Genomic DNA, 19,500 nt, shown 5'->3' with positions numbered 1-19,500 from the left:
CTTACGACAGTTCCAAGGCGGGCGACTCGATGCCGCGTGCCTGGTCGATCTTCTCGGCCACCTTGAAGGCGGCTTCCAGCTCGGTGCAGCCGTATTGCTGCATGAGCTGGTAGCGCTCGGCCTTCTCCTCGGGTTCGGTCTGCGCAAGCGCGAGGTAAAGGCTCGGCGGCACCGCGCGGAACAACACTTCCATCGACTTCGACAGGATCACGCCCTCGGTGAATTTCCCCCCCTCCTTGCGCGCAGAAAGCATCAGCGCTTTCTGCGCTGGTGAGAGTTCACGGAAGCGTGCAATCTTCTCGACCTCATCGGGCGGCATCGACAGGCAGATCCACCACTCAATCATGTTGAGCATGGGCTCTGCGGCACGCGGCAGGTCGTCGATGTTCTGGGTCGCCAGCCAGAACCAGGCGCCCAATTTGCGCCACATCTTGGTAATTTTCACGACGTAGGGCGCGAGCAACGGGTTCTTCGTGATGATGTGGCCTTCGTCGGTCACATTGATGATCGGACGACCCAGGTACTGGTCGCGCTCGGCGATGTTGTTCACCGTGCTGATCAGGCTGATGTAGGCGATGGAGAGCTGCGCGTTGTAGCCCTCGCGGGCATAGGTCGCCAGATCCACCAGCGTGATGTCGGCCTCGGGCCACGGCGTGCCATCGCGGTCGAACATCTCGCCATCGGTGCCTTGGCAGAACATGTCCATCGCGTCCGCCATCTCCAGCAGCCGCATGCGCCGCATCTCGGGAAGCGTCGAGTCCTGACCGCGGGCGCGCAGCGCGTTGCGCACGTCGCGAGTGAGCACCGTGCGCTTCTCAGCCACGCAGTGTTCGGCGGCGTCGAGGATGCACTGGCGGATCAGCGAACGGTCGGCCCGCGTCATCCGGGCTTCCTCCTTGTCCTCGCCGCCGGTGATCATCAGCCGTGCCGTGATCTCCAACTCGCCCAACACGTCACGCTGTTCGTCTGCCTCCATGACCGAGGCATCCGGTGGCAGGTCTTCGTCCAACGCATCGGCATCGAGCGTCTGCACGTCGCTGGGTGTTTCGATCAGCCGGCGGGCATCCGCGAACGGTGCCAGGCTGATGCCCGATCCGGGGGCCAGCTTGACCCGGTTCACCGTCAGGCCCAGGCGCCTGGCGAAGCCGCTGAACAGCCCGAAGCTGTTGCCGGCTTCCACGATGAAGAGGCGCGGCCGGTAGATGGCCGTGACCTGGTTCAGCAGGTTGTTGAGCGTGGCGCTCTTGCCCGAGCCGGTGGGGCCGAACAGGAATAGATGGGCATTCATCTGCCTGTCTAAGCGGTTCAGCGGATCAAACGTGATCGGCCCGCCACCGCGGTTGAAGAACGTGTTGCCCGGATGGCCCGTACCCTGGCTGCGACCCCACGCCGGCGAGAGATTCGCCACATGCTGGGCGAACATCAGTTGGGTGAACCAGTTTCGCCGATCCTGCGCGGGGTTGTAGCAGCACGGTAGCCAGCGCAGATAGCTGTTGAGCGGCGCGACTTCATCGTCCTCGCGAACGGGCTGCAACCCCGCGTTGAGCATCACGTTGGCGAGGTCCAGACCGCGCCGGTCAAGCTCGGCTTCGTCGCGTCCGCGCAGATAGAAGGCCAGCGTGCCGCGGTAGAGTTTGTGCGCGCTGCCGATGAGCGAGCGCGCCTCCTGCACGTCCTTGAGCGTCTGCTCCGATGCCAGTGTTTCGCCGACTGCCTTCTTCGCCAGGTGGTTCAGGTGCGATTCGAGAATGTCCTGGGGCGTCGCCACCATGGTCAGACACATCGTCGTGTCCTCGGGCATCTGATCGAACAGCGTGTTGATCGCATCGCCCTTGCGGGTTTCGCCAGTCAGGTGTCCCGTTCCGGGCGGCATGCGCAGCCGGTCAGTGACCAACACACGGTGCGGTATGCCGTCGAAGTGCCAGGTGCCATGCTCCACGTCCGAGCGTGGCTGGCTGAAGAAAAGCCGCTGGCTAAAATCCCGCCCGCTCGCCAGTTCGATCTCGCCAGCCTCGGTGTCGGCGGGGTAGCGCGCGAACGCATAGAAGCGCTCCCGGTCCTCGACCCCAGGCCCGAGCAGCGTCGGACGCGGGTTGAACCAGCGCAGCAGCCAGTCATGGACGTCTGCCGCACCCAGGCGGCGAGCCTGGATGCCGGCGTTCGCCAGCCCGCCGCACAGGCGGTCGCAGACGATGTTCAGCATCTGCTCGGGTGTCTGGCCCCGGCGGTTTGCCTGGCCCTGTCCTTGTCCGGTCACGCGGCGATAGACGACCATGCGCACACGCCTCGTCTGGCCGCGCCAGCGCAAGCGTGTGACCACCGTGTCCTGGAACAAGCCACCGGGCTTGGCCACCGCGCGCAGATGGTGGGCAAAGAACCGCAGGTAGAACTCCGTGAACACCGTGCCACGGGCGCGCGGCTGCACGTAGTCGCGCAACGTCTGCATGTACTGGTCGAAGCTCGGTTCGTCCTGGGCGTAGAGCTGCAACACCCAGGGGTTCTCGTCCAGTTCATCGAAGCTGTCCTGGAGCGCGTTTTCTAAGGCGTCGCGGGCGTGCGCGAGCCAGCCGGGTTCCCGGCCCTCGGTCCCCAGCGGCACCAGCTCGAAGAAGGCGGCCACCGATTGGCCGTCCTCCAGGAGCATCGATTTCGACTCGGGCAAGAACTCCACCCAGGGCAGCAGTTCCACGAAGGACGGTGCGACGTCGTACAGCGCCTGCTCGTCGGCCTCCGTCGCCGGCTTGCGGCCCCGGACTGCCGAGCCGGGTTCGGGGATGCCGACCTGCCGCAAGGCCTCGACGTGGCGCTGCCAGCCGTCCGGCTGCTCATCATCACCAGCGCCGGATGCGGCCAGCTTCGGCGCGGCCGGCTTAGGCCAGGGAAGTTTCCACCGCATCAGTAGGCCTCCACGCGCTCGCCTGGCATGGCGTACTGGATGCGCTGGTTGAGCGGGAAGACCGTCGTGTAGCCCGGCACCGGCACGGGGTCCGTGCCCGCCAGGTGCGGATACACGTACATGACGAGATCGGGATTGGGCAGACGCTGGAACTGGCGGTGGACCTCATTGCGCGCGGTGCGCGTGTAGCGCATCTGCTCGACGGGTGCGACCTGCACGTCGGCGTCGGTCAGGGGCCGACGCAGGCTCTGGCGCGCATCGAGCAGCTGGCGGCCGGCGTTCCGTCCGGCTGCGCCACCGCCGTCGCCGGCCTCCTGCTGCCAGATGTCCATCATCGTGCGGTCACCGTGGGTCAGCAGCTTTTCCTTGCTGGTGGCGCAGCCGCCAAGCACCGCGACGGCGAGGGCCAGTGCCAGGCCACGGGCCAGGTTAGTCAAGTTCGAGTGCATGGCTTTCTCCTGCGCGGTGATCGACCTTGCGGCCTTCGGGATCGAAGTCGATGGCGAGCGGCTTTTCGAGGTGGACGGCAACCTTGGCGCCGGGCTGGACATAGACGGCGGCGAACGCCTGGCCGTACAACTTGTTGACCCAGGCCGACATGTCCCGCACGCCGCCCGCCAGAATCTGGCCGACCGCTTCCTGGCCGGTGATGCCCACGGTGCCGATGGAGCCGTCCGAGCCGACATAGGACATGCGGCCGCTGTCGCTCTCGATGAGTGAGGCCACACCGGCGCCGGCCGCGGTGATCAGGGCCTGCGAGCCGAGGTATTGCTGGGCGTTGCTGCGCCGCTCGCCGCTGACGCAAGGAATGCCGTGGGGATCGCTGATCCAGCCCAAGCCATCGCGCTGTTGGTTGTTCTGCTGGTTGCCCTCGCGGTCTTCGGGGATCGTGCGAATCGTGCCGTCGTGGAAGACGAACGTGATGCTGCGCACCTGGCCGCGCACGCACGAGAGCGTCCAGTCGCCCGAAGCGGTGCCGCTGAACACGGCGCCGGCCACGTCGGGAATGTCGATGCCATTGGCGGTCAGGTTGTCCGGCCCGACCAGAACTTTGAACGGATAGGGATCGTTGACCGTGCCGTCGATCGGCACGCGGCCGATCAGCGCTGTCATGGCGACCGAACCCATGAGCGTGGAGTTGGTCGGCACGGTGTAGACCGGCTTGGCACTCTTGACCCCGGCGGCGCGGGCGCCCGCGTTGGCCACGGTTTCCGCGGTGGTTTCGAGCGTGCTCTGCGCCGGGCCGAAGCTCGTGGGGAAGCTCATGCCGCCGCTCGCGCCACGCCCCCCGTTGCGCCCCTCGGCGGGCTTTGCGTCGTCCGGCTCGACCCACCGCACGCCGCCCTCCATGCCTGCCTCGTCGCCGCCCTGCAGCCCCAGGCCCACGGGCAGGTCCGCATGGCCGCCGCCGCGCCCGCCGATGCTGTCCAGACGCCGCTGCAGGTCGGCGAGCAGCCCTTCGGTCTGCTGGCGCGCGCTGGCCGCCTGCTCTTGGTCGCGGCGCAGGTTGGACCGCTCGGATTCGAGCGCCGAGTTGATGCGCTGGTCGATGGAGTTCTCGCGCTGGCGCAGTCGCTGGTTCTCTTCACGCTGCGACTTGTTGTCCGAGAGCGCGGTCTGAAGCTCGGTGCGCAACTGCTTCACTTGGGCAACGAGCGTCGCCACGGTGTCGCGCGGGGTGTCGCCTTCGATGCCCAGCGCCTTCATTTCATCGGGCGTGAGCTGGGCGCCGTTGTCCGCCGCGGGTGGCGCCGTGCTGCCTCCACCCGAGAACAGCCGGATACCGACGAACAGCACCAGGATGGCAACAGGGATCATCAGCCACTTGAGCAGGCCGTTACTGCGCATGGCGGGCCTCCTTGGTGTTCTCGTCGCCGTCCGGCTGCGGCAGATGCACGGCCGGGTCGAAGCGGTGAATCGCCGGCAGCAGCGACTGCGCGAGACCGCGGCCGCGCGTGACCAGGTACAGGACGGTCGTGTCCTCGGGCGTGCCGCGCGGGCCCAGCGCCTCGTGCTGGAAGGTGGCGGTGAGGAAATCGCCTTGCAGCACGCGCGGGTCGAGCGTGATCCAGCCGCCGCTGCCGTTGGTTAGGCGCACGGCAGTGACCCACTGGTCCTCCAGGCGCCACGACGCGAGTGCGACCGCGCGCACGGGCAGCGTTGGCATCAGTGTGTCCAGGTCGAGGTCGCGGGGCAGGTTGACCCGCATGACGCCCGGAAGCGGCTCGACGGTGCGCAGCGGTGCGTAGAGGTTCTGCGCGGCGAAGCGCGTCAGCACGACAGGGACCGGAGTTTCGCGCCGCGCGGTCCGCGCACCTGCTTGGCCCTGGGCGCGTGCCGGGGCCTCGGCACTGTCGGCCTGCTCGCCATAGCGTCCCGGTGCGCTGTCACCCTCGACGATGCGCACCGGCTCCAGCTCGGCTTCCCCGTCCTTGGGTGGTTCGGCTGCGATGTCCAGCAGGATCAGCGCGCCCGTGTCGGCGTCCTGCAGTTGCAACCGCGTGGGCTCGATCGGCTCGCTGGCGCGCAGGTACACCGCGCCCCCCGCACTCTGCACGCGCAGGCGTTCGCCCACGCCCGCGGGCACGCCCACGCGCACGTTGCGGTCGATGAACACGATGCGTTCCTGACCGACCTTCAGCGGCACTGCCAGTGGCATGCGTTCCCAGCGCAGGATTTCCACTGCATGGGCGACGGGTGCCGCGGCCACGGCCAGTAGCCCCAGCAGCGCGAGTACAGGGTGCTTCATGGGGTGTTTCCTCCTTGAGGCGCTTGCGGAGACAGGCCACTCGGCGCCGGGCGCGTCGGCTCCGGTGCACTGATGCGCTGGGGCGCGCCGTCGTAGCAGTCCAGCGCCAGGCCGAACGGGTTACGGGCGGGATCGACGTCCACCCGCGTGACCTTGATCGGATAGCGCACCAGGGCGCGCTTGACCTGCTCGGCGCCGTAGTACTCGTCCGCCGTGATGTCCAGCGTCACCACCCAGTCGCGATCGGACACGGTGCGCACGCGCGCCGTGGGGTCGTCGCCATAGCCGCGGCCGGGAATCTCGTAGATGCCGCGCACGCGCTGACGCAGCTCGCCCGTGGAGCGGCGGTAGTCATAGTCCGCCCGCAGGAAGGCCTGGCAGGACGGGGTGAGGTACGGCGAGAGCGTGTGGAGGTTGCGCGAGTAGTCTTCCTCGCCATTGGTTGGCCAGCGGTTCAGCGTCTGGAACACGTAGAACGTGAACGCATAGACCGATTCGGGCGGCACTTCCCACCACTTGCGGGTACTGCCAGAGCGCAGGTCGGGCGGGACGTGGATGGTCAGGTCGCGCGGCGCGCTCCACCAGCCGCCGCCCATGACCAGGGCGACGACGACCAGCGCGCCCGCGGCCAGCCGCAAGGTCTTGATGTGCGCCTGCAGGTGGGTGATCTCGTTTTTGAAGCGGCTCATCGCATGCTCCTGCGGGTGGACCAGAAGCCCGAGCGCGAGATCAGCACATGGCCACCCACCCAGCCGGCCATCAGCGGATGGCGCGTGGCGATGCGCCATTGCAGTTGCCGATACAGCCAGGTGTCGGGACGCCCACGCTTGAGGCGGCGCAGGATGCCGCCGCCGATGAAGACGCCGAGCGCCACGCCCAGGACGACGAAGGTCGGCGCCAGCGCGATCGTGCGGAACACCCAGGACAGCGGCGCGCCGACCAGCAGGCCGGCGGCACCGGACAGGCCGCAGCAAATCCAGAGTTCGTCAGCGGTGAGGCCGCGCACCACAACGGGATGGCGGTTGAGCCGGTGCGGAAGGAAGGTGACCGTTCCGTCCGCACGGACGTGCTGCTGCTCGGACATACCGGCCTCGCTTACAGGATGCCGGTGGCTTCGGTGAGCAGCCAGATGCCGATCACAAGCAGCACGGCGCCGATAGCGACCGTGAGGCCGAACTGGCCCCACGTCTTGCGGCCGGTGTGGATCTCCGCGTAGGTCCCGTAGGCGTGGTAGCAGACGCCGATGAACATCGACGCCACCACCAGCAGGGCCACGAGCATGATGATGTCGTAGCCGTAGTTGCGGATCGTCTCCATGATGCCGTTGCCGGTGCCGCGCGTGGGGTTCTCCAATTGCGGCAGACCTTGCGCGAACGACAGCGCCGGCAGCGCGGCGGCGCCCAGGGCCACGGCGGCGCGCTGGGCAAAACGGGAAGTGAGGTTGCGGTTGTGCATGGTCGGGCCTTTCAGGTCAGGACAGAAGGAAGAAACTCAGGACGAGGTACATCGCGACGAAGCGGATGCAGACGCCGAGGAACTGGCGCTGGTTGAGGCGGCTCTCGGACCACCCCACGTAGGCCGTTCGGATGGCCCAGACGCCCCACACGAGCAGGACCGCGAACACGACGCCGACCAGAACGGTCGCCATCGCGGAAGGCGCGATACCGCTGTTGGCTTGAAATGCCGAGACCTGGGCGCCGTTCATTGCTTGCCCTCCGCAGTCGTCGCCGGCAGCGGCTCGGTCGCCCGTTCGGTGCGGTATTCGCCGGCCAGTTCGGAGGGGGCGCGCGGTTGAGCGCGCGATGGCGTCAGGTGAAATTGGATGCCGGCGCGCACGCGCGCCAAGTCAGCCTGGAGCCGCGGGTAATCGAAGTGGTAGCGCTCGCCCGGTGTGATGGGGGTATGCGCGGCGCTGTCCGCGACGGTGCGTTCCAGCGCGTCGAGCTGGCGCAGCGCGGCGACCAACTCCTGGCGCTGCGCCGGGGACTCGGCCAAGGCCATCGGGGACCGGCCCAGCACGAGGGCCGTCACGAGAAAAGTGGGCACGCCGCGATGCGCGGCGCGCAGCCAGATCGAAGCCAACATCGCGCCATTCCTGTGTGATCAGCAATGGGTTGATCGTGGAGATCAGGGCTGTTTCAGGCCGCAAACAATAGGAACCCGGAAGCGACCGGATTGATGGCCTAGAGGTACTTTTTGAAGCTGCCCGCGGTCAGGCTCACGGCCAGTCCCAGCAAGGCTGCGCTGGGCAGCAGGATCAGCAGCGGATGCACCGAGATCGGCAGCGCGAGGTAGGTGATCCAGGGCAGCACGGCCAGCGGCATCAGGCTCGCTTTCGCGCGGTGGTAGATGAAGCCGGATTCCCGGCCCGCGCCGAACCGCCGCACGTCCCGCCGCACCAGGCCGTCGATCAGGCCGACGAATGCCGCAGTGAGGATCAGCGGCAGCGTGAGCACCAGGACCAGCAGGCGCACGAGGAACGTGAGCGTCGTGAAGGCCGCGGCGATCAGGTAGCTCTCGGCCCAGACATAGGCCTGGCTGATGTAATAGCGGAAGTTGCGCGTCGGCTCGCGGCTGGGCGCACGGGCGCGCTCGGCGGTCTGGCTCATGCGCTCCAGCAACCCCGAGCGCACGAACACCCACCCGTACCCGGTATCCACCAGCTCGTGCGCCGTGCGCCCGGGCTCCTGCACCACCACGCTGCGCGTGAAGTGGTTCGACAGGTGCCCGAGTTCGTACTGCAGCATCTGCTGGGAGTGGCGCCAGCCCTGGTCCTTCCAGAACAGGTGCATGCCGACGCACTCCACCACGATCGAGAACAGCAGCGAACCGATCAGCACCCCGAGCAGCCTGAACGGCAAGGTGATGGTGCCGACGATCAGCCCCTGGCGCTGGTTCTGCTCCCGCTGCGCGGTCGAGGCGGCATCCTTCATGGTGCGGCCTCGCCGGTGCTGTCGTCGGCGCCGGTGGCCACCGCGTCAGGCTCGGCCGGAGCGGCGTCATCCAGCAGGTCGTCGGGCAAGGCAGCCTCCTGCAAGGCTGGGGAACTGGTGAACTCCCACCATTGCGTGGCCTCGCTGTAGCTCTGACGCATGTACCCAGCCAGTTGCTGCAAGTCCGCCGGCATCACTTCATCGGGGTCAGGCGCTGGCAGTGGCATCCGGACCTTCCAGAGCTGACCACCCTGCAGCAGCGCGAAGCATTGGCCTTTGGGCAGGCCGACGACGTGGGATGGCTCGATCATCGGCACGCTCGACATGCTGATGCGGTCTTGCGTGTTGCTGGTGAAGTCCGTCGTCCCGCGGATGTCCGAGGCATCGGTCGCGCCGGAGACGATGGTGGTGGTATAGACCTCCACCTTGGGCAATTGACGGGTCAACAATTCCGCGGTGGCGGTTTCCCGAACCCGCAGCATGAACAGGTTGTTGAAGTTGCCGATCACCTGGCCGGCCTTCGCGCGGTTGCCGATGCGGGCCTCGATGTCCGAGAGCGTCTGCGTATACGCGGTCACCTGCAGCCCGGCACCGCCGCCCTTGTTGATAAGGGGGATGAACTCGTCGCCCATCAGTTCGTTGAACTCGTCGGCATGGACGTTGATGGGAATGCGCGTGCCAGCCGAGGCACCCGGCAGGCCGTCGTCGATCCCGTGCTTGTAGATGTGCCCGGCTACCGACACCAGGTCGGAGAACATGGAGTTGCCGACCGCCGCGGCGACTTCAGCATCCGACAGCGCATCCAGGCCGACATAGACCACGGCGCGCTTCCTGATGACTTGCATCCAGTCGAAGATCGGGCGCGCGTCAGACAGGTCGGAGTAATTCGGCGCCAGGAGTTGGGCGATCTTGCCGCTGGTGAGCTTTTCCAGCAGCGGCAGCAGCGATGCAACGATCTTGTCGAAGTAGGTCTTGTCGTAGCGCACCGCCGAGCGCAGGCCATCGAGCACAGGGTCGTAGTTGCGCGCCTGGGAGAGGTATTGCTCCAGCGCCACCACACGCTTCTCGCGCCCGATCATGTTCCTTGGGATGTTCTTCTCGTTGAGCTTGGCCTCGATCTGGACGATCACCTCCCAGGTCTTGGGCTCGGTCTTGGCGAAGTAGTGTTGGGCGTACTCCATGAACAGCGCGTCGATGTTGATTACGTGCCGCTGGATCAGCATGTAGTCCGGGCGCTGCCCCAGTTCCACCAATGCGCGCGCAATGATGTTGACGAAGCGCCATGCGAACTCGCGGAACGCTGCACTGTTGCCCTCGCCGGAGAGTTGCCCGGCAATGCGCGTGGCGACTTCACTGATGCGTCCGAAGCGCCCCACCGCGTTGTAGCGTGCAGAGAACTCGGGCCAGCCGAGGTGAAAGACGTAGAACTCGCCCTCGCGACCCGCTCGCTTGGCTTCGACGTACATGCGTTTCAAGAGATCCGCGTCGCCCTTGGGGTCGATGACGATCACGACCTCATGCTCACCGTCTGCATTCGTGCGACGGATGTCCTGGGTGACGAACAACTCGGCCAGCCGCGTCTTCCCCACGCGCGTGGTGCCCAGCACCAGCGAATGGCCGACGCGCTCACCCAGTGGCAGGCTGACGTCGACCTCGTCGGGTTCGATGCCGTGCAATCGCGGCAGGCCGCCTACCGGTGGCAGTGGCCGCACGGGGTTGAATGACACATCCCAGCCCGTGAGCCGTACGAGGCGAGACAGTGGAAACGGTGCGAACTCCAGCCGCTCCTCCAGGCGTCGCGCCAGCCGGTATGCCGGTGTTGGCTCGACGTAGCGGCGAAATTCCGGCCGGTACGTCTGCATCAGCCTGTGGGTGTGCTTCTGTTCCCACAGGAAACCGCGCCCCACGAACAGGCGCTGCTGGCTGACCGGCACGTCCCTGCTCGTCATCACGTAGCGCGGCAGGCGCCGGATGTTGCGGCGGTAGCGCAGGATCACCCGCGCATCGCGGTAGCGGATCGCGCCATAGGCGCCGAACGCCAGTGCGGCACCGACGCCCATGGCTGGGCTCAGCGCGAGCGACCACGGGGCCACCAGGGACAGAAACGCGGCGCCCGCACATGCCGCGACGGTGTATAGCTCCACCGCTGGGCGCAACAGGACTTCGACGGGCTGTTTCCCCGACATGGCCTCATTGCTCGATGCCGGTCGCCGTGATCAGCGCCGGGTAGTGCCGCAGGCCCAGGCGTTCGGCCAGATCATCGCCGGCCACGGGGGCCATCGGCACGCCAGGCGCCAGTGCGCGCAACCGCGCCAAAGCCTGCGCGGTCTCGACATTGACCACCAGGCCGACCGCGCCGCGGTCGTGCAGCGACGCCGCGTGACGGCGCAGCCAGGCTTGCGAGGTCTCATCGTCGCCGATGACCACGAAAGGCCGCAGGCCCGGTGCCTCGATCACGCGCCGCGCGACGAAGCCGGGCATCAGCTTCGCGCTGCGTACCGGCAGCATCGCTGCCTCGTCAGCGGGGGTGGCGGGAATCTGCGGCGTCGGAATGGGAGGCCGCAACGCGCTGTTGGCGCGTGGCTGCAGGTTAAGCGCTTCGTAGTACGGCAGCGCCGACGCGCCGCCGCGGTCCTCGACCACGATCAGCGGTTCGGCGGCATGCGCGACCAACGGCAGCGCCGCCAGCAGCGCGAGCAGGCCCCGCAGGGTCCAGAGCGGTTTCGTCATGGGGTCGACTCCTGACGCACGGCTCGCGCCGTGGCGATTGAGTGCGTGCCCTGCACGCGGGCGAGGTGTCGGGATACGCTGCGTCGATAGCGGGCGGCAGGCTCACCGCCCGCGGGCCGGTGGTAGCGGCCCATGGCCAGCAGCCAGTCTTCACCGGGGGTGTACTGCTCCTTGAGGATCTCGGCGGCGCTGGCGAGATTGCGGTACGGGTCCAACAAGTCGCAGGCATGGGTGTAGCGGTGCGGGTGGTAGCCCAGGTTGATCTGGCCCAGGCCCGCGTCGATGCGCGTGGGTGGCGTAGATCGCATCGCCTGCTGCAAACCGGCGCAGGCATCGGCACGGGTGGCGAAGCGCCGCGACTGGCCGGCGACATTCAGGGTCCACGGCCATGGGACGATGCGTCCATTGCGTCGCATGCCGCTCTCCTGCAAGGCCACGGCGTAGAGCACCGTCGAGGGAATGCCCGCGCGCTGTGCGGCAAGCTGGTAGGCCGGTGGCGGAACCTCCTGGGCATGGGCGGCGCAGGCGAACAGGCCCGCAGTGAGCGCCAGTGCGCGCAGCAGCGCCGTTACGGCTGGCGTTGCCATTGGCCGTTCACTTCGCGCACAACCGCAGGCAAATCGCCGGGCAGGCTCAGCGACAGCCAGCGGCCGCCGTCGTGGTTGAGCGTGATGCCGCCGCTGCGCACCCGGGCCGGGTCGATCTGGGCGCGCTTGGCCCAGTCGCGGATGCGCGCATCGTCCTGGCGGCTGCCGACCATGTAAAGGTCGAACTCGGCACCCGAGGATTGCAGGCGTTGGACGAGTTGCCCGCAAGCCGCGCAGCCGTCCTTGATGAACACTGCCGTGCGACCGCTGCCCCGCGCAGCGGCGGCGCCTGGCCTCTCGTCAGACAGGTTCACCCGCTGCATGCCGGGGTTCAGGCGCTGCCAGGCCTCGTCGTAGGCGCGCTGGTACGCGAGCAGCTTCTCCACGCGGCGCGCTTCGACTTGCACCTGCAGCTCTGCGTAGCGCCGCCGTTCTTCGTCGGTGCGCGCCTCGATGCCCAGGGCGGACAGCGGGTCCAGATTTGGCGAGTAGATGCCCAGCGGCCCATCCATCAAGTCGCGATAGCGCGCCCATTCCTGCGGTTGCAGGCCCCATTCGCCTGCCACCCGGTCGTCCAGGATGCGGGCGGCCAGCGGGCGCTCCTGGCTCTGCGCATTGCGGGCGGGGGTCGTGGCGGGCTGCTGCGCCCAGGCGGGCAACTGCATCGAGCCCAGCAGGAACGCGTACAGGATGATCGACGGCTTCATGTGGTGGGCTCCGGTCAAGGAATCGCCACGCGACGGGTCTGGTCGCCGGCCTGGAACACCGCGGCATTGCCCTCGATCGCCTGCAGGCGCCACGGACCCAGCGCATCACCCGGCAGCAGCACCTGGAGCTGATCGGGCGTGAAATCTCCGGCACTCGGGGCGACGGACACGCTGCGCTGACCCGCGCGCAGCTCAGCGCCGACGACACGAAATGGCAGCGGCGGCGGTTCGGACTTGGCGGTGGCCGGTTGGCTCGGGGTGCGCCGCTGGGTAGGCGCCGCTGCACGCGCAGTCGCTTGGCGCACCTTGATCTGCTCGACTTCGGTACGCAGCGCCTGAACGTCCTCGGCGGTGGCATAGCCACCCAGCGCCTGTTCGGCTTGAACGATGCGCGCCTCCATTGCCTGCCGAGCGTCTTGCAGGCCTGCGGCGGTGGCGGCTGCGGGCTGCTGCTGCAAGGCCCGCGTGGTCTCGGCCAGCCCGGTCACCTGGGCTTCGAGGCGCTGCAACCGGACATCGAGCTGCTGCTGGTCGGCCTGATCGGTCATCGTCTGGTGGCCCAGGATCGCGAAGACACTGAGACCCAGCAGCCAAAGCCAGAGCAGGCTTTGCAACACCACGGCGGCGGTCGGGCGCCGGAGCGGCTGTGCCGCGTTCATGGCTGGCCTCCCGCAAAGGGGAACGTCTGCACGGCCTCGGCAGCAGGCGGCTCGGACACCGGCTCGGCACCGGTGTCGCGACCAGGCCGCTCGAAGCAGACCTGCCGCGTCCGGTCATCGGCGTGCAGTTCCCAAGCCGGACCGGCCAGGGTGAGCAGTGCATCGCGCAAGGTCATGGGGCCGAGATGCAAGTGCGCCGCCGGCAGCGGCAGCGCGTACAGCTCGATCACCGCATGCGGGGTCTCGCAAAGCTGGTAGCCGCTGCGTTTGAGCACATGCCGCAGCCCGTCGCCGACCGTGGCGCGGACCTCCTCGGGCATGGACACGTCGATGGTCTGCACCAGCAGATCGCGCTGCGCCGCCATCGGCGCCAGCTCCACCAGGGTGTAGCGGCCATAGCGCACGACGGGAATGAACTCGGGCGGTGCAGCCTCGGGCGCGGGTGGGACGTCCTCGACGGTGCTGGCGGCCAGCGGCGGTGGCGTGGTCGCGCAGCCGCTGGCCAAGGCTGCGGCCAGGAGGCTGGTACCGACCAGACACCGGGATACATGGATTGCAGGCATGGCATCGGCTCTTCTGTTGCGATGCCGATACCTTGGCTGCGCGCGGCTGCGCGGTCAGTCAGGAATGCGAACTGGGGGGTGCCCGCTTTTGCAGTCCAACACATAGCGCAACCCGCAAATCCAACTGTGGTTTGCACATTAATTCTATAAATGTTGTATTATCGAATCATGAAAGAGGATCAAGCCATTTCCGCCTTAAACGCCCTGGCTCACACCCAGCGCCTGCGCGTGTTCCGCGCCTTGGTCGTTGCTGGCCCGGGCGGACTGACGCCGAGCACGCTAGCTGACCAGCTCGACGTGGCCCGCAACACCTTGTCCTTCCACTTGAAGGAACTGGCCCATGCTGGCCTCGTCAGCATCGAGCAGCAGGGCCGCAACCTGATTTATCGCGCCGAGTACGGCCGCATGGACGGTCTGATCGGTTACCTGACCGAGCATTGCTGCCAAGGTGGCGTATGCGAGGTTTCTCCATCCAAGACCTGCTGCTGACCATGACCGATACCACTTACAACGCCTTGTTCATCTGTACGGGCAATTCGGCCCGCTCCATCCTCGCCGAAGGCATCCTCAACGACATGGGCCAAGGGCGGTTTCACGCCTGGTCTGCAGGTAGCCATCCGAAAGGCGAAGTTCACCCGCTGGCACTCGCCACGCTGGAGCGGCTGCACCTTCCGACAACGGGCTACCGCAGCAAGAGCTGGGACGAGTTCGTGAAGCCCGATGCGCCGGTGTTCGATTTCATCTTCACCGTCTGCGACAACGCAGCCGGCGAGGCGTGTCCGCTGTGGCCGGGCAAGCCGGTGTCGGCGCATTGGGGCGTGCCTGACCCGGCAGCCGTGGAAGGCACCCTGGAACGACAAAGCAAGGCGTTCTTCGATACCGCCATGACGCTGCGCCGACGTATCGAGTTGTTCCTGTCGCTTCCGATCAAGAGTCTCGATGCCATGTCGTTGCAGCGTGAACTGCGCGACATCGGCCGCCAGTGAGGCCCGCCCGATGAGCGCAACCGATACTGCCGGCCCCGCGCCAGCAAACTCCGCCATGAGCGGCTTTGAGCGTTACCTGACGCTATGGGTGGCGGTGTGCATCATCGCGGGGATCGCTCTGGGCCAGTTCGCGCCCGCCGCATTCCAGGCCATCGGCCGCATGGAGATTGCCAAGGTCAACCTGCCGGTCGGCCTGCTGATCTGGGTAATGATCATCCCCATGCTGCTGAAGGTGGACTTCGCCGCGCTTGGCCAGGTGCGCCAGCATTGGCGGGGCATGGGGGTCACGCTGTTCATCAATTGGGCCGTCAAGCCGTTCTCAATGGCGTTGCTGGCGTGGATCTTCATCCGCCACGTCTTTGCCGACTGGCTGCCCGCCGATCAGCTCGACAGCTATGTCGCCGGCCTGATCCTGCTGGCTGCTGCACCGTGTACCGCAATGGTTTTCGTTTGGAGTCGGCTGACTGGCGGTGATCCGGTATTTACGCTGTCGCAAGTGGCCTTGAACGACACCATCATGGTGTTCGCCTTCGCACCCATCGTCGGCCTGCTGCTGGGCCTGTCGTCGATCACGGTGCCGTGGGACACCTTGCTGGTGTCGGTGGGTTTGTACATCGTCATTCCGGTCATCCTGGCCCAGCTCTGGCGCCGGGCGCTGCTGCGCAAGGGGCAGGCCGTGTTCGACAGGGCACTGGAACGCATCGGCCCATTGTCCATCGCCGCGCTGTTGCTGACGCTGGTGCTGCTGTTCGCCTTCCAGGGCGAGGCCATCATCCGGCAGCCGCTGGTGATCGCCATGCTGGCGGTGCCGATCCTGATCCAGGTGTTCTTCAATTCCGGTCTGGCGTACTGGCTCAACCGCCAGGTGGGCGAAAAGCACTGCGTCGCTGGGCCATCCGCGTTGATTGGTGCCAGCAACTTCTTCGAGCTGGCCGTGGCCGCCGCCATCAGCCTGTTCGGCTTCCATTCCGGCGCAGCACTCGCAACAGTGGTCGGCGTGCTCATCGAGGTGCCGGTCATGCTGCTGGTGGTGCGCGTGGTCAATCGCTCACGCGGCTGGTACGAACGCCGCGCGACCACTTCGTAACCTCCAAGAGGCATCCATGAGCACCATCACGATCTACCACAACCCAGCCTGCGGCACCTCGCGCAACGTGCTGGGCCTGATCCGCAACAGCGGCGAGGAACCGACCATCATCGAGTACCTGAAAACGCCGCCCGACCGCGACACGCTCCAGGCGCTGATCGCGGCGATGGGCGTGCCGGTGCGAGACGTGCTGCGCGAGAAAGGCACGCCCTATGCCGACCTCGACCTGGGCAACCCGAAGTGGAGCGACGACGACCTGATCGGCTTCATGCTCCAGCATCCCATCCTCATCAACCGGCCTATCGTGGTCACGCCGCTAGGCACGCGCCTGTGCCGGCCTTCGGAAGCCGTGCTGGACCTGCTGCCGCAGCCGCAGCGCGGCGCGTTCAACAAGGAAGACGGCGAGCCGGTGGTCGATCAGGACGGCCGCCGTGTCTGAATCTCGTCTCGACCTGCCGAACATCGACACGGCGCTGTTCCAGCAACCGGACACCGAACATCTGTTCGCGCCGGCACGGGCCACGCACGCGCCGCGCTTCCTGCTGCTCTATGGTTCGCTGCGCGAACGCTCGTTCAGCCGCCTCGCAGCCGAAGAAGCCGCACGCATCTTGCGGGCGCTGGGCGGCGAGACCCGATTGTTCAATCCGTCCGGGCTGCCTCTGGTGGACGATGCGCCGGCCGATCACCCGAAGGTCAAGGAACTGCACGAACTGGTGCAATGGGCCGAGGGCATGGTGTGGAGTTCGCCGGAGCGCCACGGCGCGATGACCGGCCTGATGAAGACCCAAATCGACTGGATTCCGCTGTCGGTCGGCGCGGTGCGCCCGACCCAGGGCAAGACGCTGGCGGTGATGCAGGTATCGGGCGGCTCGCAGTCTCAACGCCGTCAACCAGATGCGCGTGCTGGGCCGCTGGATGCGGATGCTGACCATCCCGAACCAGTCCTCGGTCGCCAAGGCGTACCAGGAGTTCGACGAGGCCGGACGCATGAAGCCCTCGGCCTACTACGACCGCGTGGTGGACGTGATGGAAGAACTGATGAAGTTCACGCTGCTCACGCGCGACGTGGCGCCGTATCTGGTGGATCGTTACAGCGAGCGCAAGGAAAGCGCTGAATCACTGTCCAGGCGTGTACGGCAAGGTGCAATTTGACGCTGCGAGGCGCTGAAAAAAGAGCCGACGACCTCTCGGTCGTCGGCATTGCGTGAAGTTCAGGCGGCGACCAGTTGCCGGGCCAGTGCGACCTCGACGGAATCACCATCCTGGTTCAGGACATCCAGCCCCGATTCGGGCACGTCGCCCGAGGTGGACTGCGAGACCATGATCTTCTTGGCCATCAGTTCCAGGCAGGTCATCTGCGAAGAACCGGCGTAGCCGAGGTAGATCACGCGCACCGGCAACTTCTGCCCGATGCGCCAGGAGCGGCGTGCCGCCTGCTGGAGCGAGTACACGTTGTAGCCCGACTGCATGAACACGATCGTCGGAAACTCCAGCAAGTCCAATCCCGTCTTGACCAGCTCGGGATTGGTGATGAGCACGTCGATGCCACGATCCAGTTGCTCAGCGATCCAGTCTTCGCGGCGGCTGGCATCCACGCTTGCGCGCAGCACCGCCACCTTGAAGCCTTCTTGCTCCAGCAGCACCTTCAGGCGCGACGTGGTGTCCCGCGTGCCGGTATAGACCGTGTAGGCCAGAACCTTGCGGCCCTGCGCCTTCTCCGCTTTGCAGATGTCGATCAGCTCACGCTCCTTGGGGCTGATCTCGAACTCGTTGAACTGAGCCGGGACAAACGCCAAGGTGTTGCGCGTGCGCGGATGCACCACGGTCTCCGACCGGAAGCAGCAATCCGGCCAGGCCAGCAGCACGTTGAGGACCACACCCAGCAAGGTCGTATCGCGTCGCGCCAGAGCCTGTTTCAGCTCCGCGGTCAGCCGACCCGCCAGATCGCGGTAGGCCGCGGCTTGCGCCGTGTCCATCGCGACTTCACGGAACTCCTCGTCATACGGCGGCAGGACGTTGCCACCGATGTCCTTGAGCTTGAGAAAGATCGTGAACGGCAGGATGCAGCGCAGCACGCCCTTGGGGCCAAACCCCGGGGCCTTGACCGTGCGCACCGATACCTTGGTGCCCTTGGCCGTCTTGTGCGCCGTGCCGGTGCTCTCGGAGTAGATGTCCTTCAACACCCCGTGATCGCGCATGAACGCCATCGCAGCCGAGGTCATGCTGCCGCTCGTGGTCGGGCGGTAGCCGTCTTCGATCATCCGCCCCGGAAGGGCTCGGAACAGCAGGTGGAACAGGTCGTCCCCGTAGCCGCCCATCAACGTGCCGGTCAGCAGCAAGGTCTTGCGAGCCTTCGCCGCCAGCACGCCCATGGCCTGGCCCTGGGCACTGCCCCCGTTCTTGTACTCATGTGCCTCATCGGCGATGAGCAGGTCGAACGTGCCTTGCGGCAGGTAGCGTTTGATGAACTCGGACGGCTGATAGCCGCCCTCGCCAAAGCCGAACTCCATGTTGGCCATCGCACGTTCCATGCGCGTGGCCTGACGGTCGGAAAACACCAGCTCGCCGTTGCCATCCATGAGGTTGATGAACTCATGGATGTTGTCGCCGAGCATCGACGCCAGGAACCCGTCACCGAACTTCTGCATCAGCTTCTGCGCGGTGACCTCTCCGATGGTCGGTATGCGCTTTAAGGCTTTGAGCACGGCCGAGGACTGGTCGCTGCCGGACAGACTGCGCGGGCGGATCAGTGTCCACAGGGGCGCGGCGCAGTGGCCGCACTTCCTGCGGCACTCCTCGGCTTGGAGCGCGATCGGGTTGACCGGCTCGCCGTCGAGGTCGGTGATGACCGTGCCGCAGTCCGGGCAGGCCGCCACGTCGCCGTGGCGGGTGCGCCGCGTGGTGAAGACAGGCTTCCAGTGAAAGCCCATCCGCATCCTGACGCGCCCCAGGACGAAGAACTCCTGGCCCGTGGGCTGCACGCCCAACTGCTCGCGCAGCTTGATGAGCTTGACGAGCGTATCCGGCCCGTTGAGTACCCACACCTTGGCACCGGCCACCGTCTCCTGGATCTCGCGCCGCCACTTGTAAACCAGGTGGGGCGGCGACAGCACCAGAGTGCGGCGATAGCCTTCGGCGTTGAGCACGGCGGCCGTGGCAATGCCGACGGTCGTCTTGCCGCAGCCCATCTCGCCATTGACGATCGCAGCACGTTCGCCACGGTCGATCAGCAGCTCGGCGGCGGCGTGGACGACTTCGGCCTGGGCTGGGAACAGCTTGCGCTTGAGGCTGGCGACCACCAGTTGCCGGTGCGCCTGCGGTTGGCCGGTATAGACCGGCGGATTAGCGCTGTTGAGGGCGTCGAGTAGTTCGTCGCCGAACTCGCCGACAAAATCCTGAAGGCTCAGGGTCAGAGGGGAAGATTCCGCGTCGAGCAGTTCGCCCTGTACGGGCGCGGATTCAGCGGCAGTGGTTTCGAGATCGAGGGACATGGTGATGCTCCAAAGAAAAATGGGGCATGCACCACCCCCCAGCGGGGCAATGGCATGCCCCGTGGTGGGAAGAGAATCGACGCGTGGCTGAGGGTGGTTGAAGGTGCTGGCC

Annotated in this window: 21 protein-coding genes and 1 pseudogene; 5 read left to right on the top strand and 17 right to left on the bottom strand. The window is 66.6% G+C overall.

The window, feature by feature from the left end:
- Position 1 precedes the first annotated feature (1 nt).
- The 16 genes from ACZ5YA_RS27765 to pilL2 form a co-directional block, all read right to left on the bottom strand.
- The gene (locus ACZ5YA_RS27765) at positions 2 to 2,896 is read right to left on the bottom strand and encodes a conjugative transfer ATPase (RefSeq protein ID WP_034022491.1); all 2,895 of its coding nucleotides are present in this window, start codon (positions 2,894 to 2,896) and stop codon (positions 2 to 4) included.
- Complete coding sequence (locus ACZ5YA_RS27760) at positions 2,896 to 3,345, bottom strand: TIGR03751 family conjugal transfer lipoprotein (RefSeq protein ID WP_003116807.1); 450 nt, start codon at positions 3,343 to 3,345, stop codon at positions 2,896 to 2,898. Before ACZ5YA_RS27760 ends, ACZ5YA_RS27765 begins: the two co-directional genes overlap by 1 nt.
- Positions 3,326 to 4,744: a TIGR03752 family integrating conjugative element protein gene (locus ACZ5YA_RS27755; RefSeq protein WP_003116808.1), complete on the bottom strand. Its 1,419-nt coding sequence runs from the start codon at positions 4,742 to 4,744 to the stop codon at positions 3,326 to 3,328. The genes ACZ5YA_RS27760 and ACZ5YA_RS27755 overlap by 20 nt, the downstream gene beginning before the upstream one ends.
- A complete protein-coding gene (locus ACZ5YA_RS27750) occupies positions 4,734 to 5,645 on the bottom strand; it encodes a TIGR03749 family integrating conjugative element protein (protein ID WP_003116809.1) in 912 nt (303 codons plus the stop codon). The genes ACZ5YA_RS27755 and ACZ5YA_RS27750 overlap by 11 nt, the downstream gene beginning before the upstream one ends.
- A complete protein-coding gene (locus tag ACZ5YA_RS27745; RefSeq protein ID WP_003116810.1) occupies positions 5,642 to 6,334 on the bottom strand; it encodes a PFL_4703 family integrating conjugative element protein in 693 nt (230 codons plus the stop codon). The genes ACZ5YA_RS27750 and ACZ5YA_RS27745 overlap by 4 nt, the downstream gene beginning before the upstream one ends.
- Positions 6,331 to 6,729, bottom strand: coding sequence for a TIGR03750 family conjugal transfer protein (locus ACZ5YA_RS27740; RefSeq protein WP_003050133.1), 399 nt, complete (start codon positions 6,727 to 6,729; stop codon positions 6,331 to 6,333). Before ACZ5YA_RS27740 ends, ACZ5YA_RS27745 begins: the two co-directional genes overlap by 4 nt.
- A gap of 11 nt (positions 6,730 to 6,740) precedes the next feature.
- On the bottom strand, positions 6,741 to 7,100 hold the full coding sequence (locus ACZ5YA_RS27735) for a TIGR03745 family integrating conjugative element membrane protein (RefSeq protein WP_003090173.1): 360 nt from the start codon (positions 7,098 to 7,100) through the stop codon (positions 6,741 to 6,743).
- A 16-nt stretch (positions 7,101 to 7,116) separates the two neighbouring features.
- Positions 7,117 to 7,350, bottom strand: coding sequence for a TIGR03758 family integrating conjugative element protein (locus tag ACZ5YA_RS27730; RefSeq protein WP_003050225.1), 234 nt, complete (start codon positions 7,348 to 7,350; stop codon positions 7,117 to 7,119).
- Complete coding sequence (locus ACZ5YA_RS27725; RefSeq protein WP_013391806.1) at positions 7,347 to 7,730, bottom strand: integrative conjugative element protein, RAQPRD family; 384 nt, start codon at positions 7,728 to 7,730, stop codon at positions 7,347 to 7,349. The genes ACZ5YA_RS27730 and ACZ5YA_RS27725 overlap by 4 nt, the downstream gene beginning before the upstream one ends.
- A 98-nt stretch (positions 7,731 to 7,828) precedes the next feature.
- Positions 7,829 to 8,578 (bottom strand): TIGR03747 family integrating conjugative element membrane protein, encoded by a 750-nt coding sequence (locus tag ACZ5YA_RS27720; RefSeq protein ID WP_013391805.1) that lies wholly within the window; start codon positions 8,576 to 8,578, stop codon positions 7,829 to 7,831.
- Entirely contained in the window at positions 8,575 to 10,764 is a 2,190-nt protein-coding gene (gene traD / locus ACZ5YA_RS27715; protein ID WP_013391804.1) for a type IV conjugative transfer system coupling protein TraD, read from the bottom strand. Before traD ends, ACZ5YA_RS27720 begins: the two co-directional genes overlap by 4 nt.
- 4 nt (positions 10,765 to 10,768) lie before the next feature.
- Positions 10,769 to 11,308 (bottom strand): integrating conjugative element protein, encoded by a 540-nt coding sequence (locus ACZ5YA_RS27710; RefSeq protein WP_013391803.1) that lies wholly within the window; start codon positions 11,306 to 11,308, stop codon positions 10,769 to 10,771.
- Entirely contained in the window at positions 11,305 to 11,895 is a 591-nt protein-coding gene (locus ACZ5YA_RS27705) for a transglycosylase SLT domain-containing protein (protein WP_013391802.1), read from the bottom strand. Before ACZ5YA_RS27705 ends, ACZ5YA_RS27710 begins: the two co-directional genes overlap by 4 nt.
- On the bottom strand, positions 11,877 to 12,602 hold the full coding sequence (locus ACZ5YA_RS27700; protein ID WP_013391801.1) for a TIGR03759 family integrating conjugative element protein: 726 nt from the start codon (positions 12,600 to 12,602) through the stop codon (positions 11,877 to 11,879). The genes ACZ5YA_RS27705 and ACZ5YA_RS27700 overlap by 19 nt, the downstream gene beginning before the upstream one ends.
- Positions 12,603 to 12,616: 14 nt before the next feature.
- Positions 12,617 to 13,261, bottom strand: coding sequence for a hypothetical protein (locus ACZ5YA_RS27695; protein ID WP_013391800.1), 645 nt, complete (start codon positions 13,259 to 13,261; stop codon positions 12,617 to 12,619).
- Positions 13,258 to 13,824: a PFGI-1 class ICE element type IV pilus protein PilL2 gene (gene pilL2, locus ACZ5YA_RS27690; RefSeq protein WP_013391799.1), complete on the bottom strand. Its 567-nt coding sequence runs from the start codon at positions 13,822 to 13,824 to the stop codon at positions 13,258 to 13,260. The genes ACZ5YA_RS27695 and pilL2 overlap by 4 nt, the downstream gene beginning before the upstream one ends.
- A gap of 168 nt (positions 13,825 to 13,992) precedes the next feature.
- Between pilL2 and ACZ5YA_RS27685 the strand changes: the two genes are divergently transcribed.
- The 5 genes and pseudogenes from ACZ5YA_RS27685 (at position 13,993) to arsH (ending at position 17,049) form a co-directional block, all read left to right on the top strand.
- On the top strand, positions 13,993 to 14,313 hold the full coding sequence (locus ACZ5YA_RS27685; protein ID WP_016445103.1) for an ArsR/SmtB family transcription factor: 321 nt from the start codon (positions 13,993 to 13,995) through the stop codon (positions 14,311 to 14,313).
- 2 nt (positions 14,314 to 14,315) lie between these two features.
- Complete coding sequence (locus ACZ5YA_RS27680; RefSeq protein WP_013391797.1) at positions 14,316 to 14,810, top strand: arsenate reductase ArsC; 495 nt, start codon at positions 14,316 to 14,318, stop codon at positions 14,808 to 14,810.
- Positions 14,811 to 14,820: 10 nt separating this feature from the next.
- On the top strand, positions 14,821 to 15,897 hold the full coding sequence (arsB, locus tag ACZ5YA_RS27675) for an ACR3 family arsenite efflux transporter (protein ID WP_464091487.1): 1,077 nt from the start codon (positions 14,821 to 14,823) through the stop codon (positions 15,895 to 15,897).
- Positions 15,898 to 15,913: 16 nt separating this feature from the next.
- Complete coding sequence (gene arsC / locus ACZ5YA_RS27670) at positions 15,914 to 16,336, top strand: arsenate reductase (glutaredoxin) (RefSeq protein WP_013391795.1); 423 nt, start codon at positions 15,914 to 15,916, stop codon at positions 16,334 to 16,336.
- Positions 16,329 to 17,049 (top strand): annotated as a pseudogene (arsH, locus tag ACZ5YA_RS27665) (arsenical resistance protein ArsH). Before arsC ends, arsH begins: the two are co-directional and overlap by 8 nt.
- A 59-nt stretch (positions 17,050 to 17,108) precedes the next feature.
- Here the strand turns inward: arsH and ACZ5YA_RS27660 are convergent.
- Positions 17,109 to 19,388 (bottom strand): helicase-related protein, encoded by a 2,280-nt coding sequence (locus tag ACZ5YA_RS27660; RefSeq protein ID WP_013391793.1) that lies wholly within the window; start codon positions 19,386 to 19,388, stop codon positions 17,109 to 17,111.
- Positions 19,389 to 19,500: the final 112 nt, after the last annotated feature.

It is taken from the genome of Achromobacter sp. JCM 18799 (genome assembly GCF_055395645.1).
Note: the sequence above shows the minus strand (reverse complement) of the source record. Positions and strands in the feature narration are given on the sequence as shown.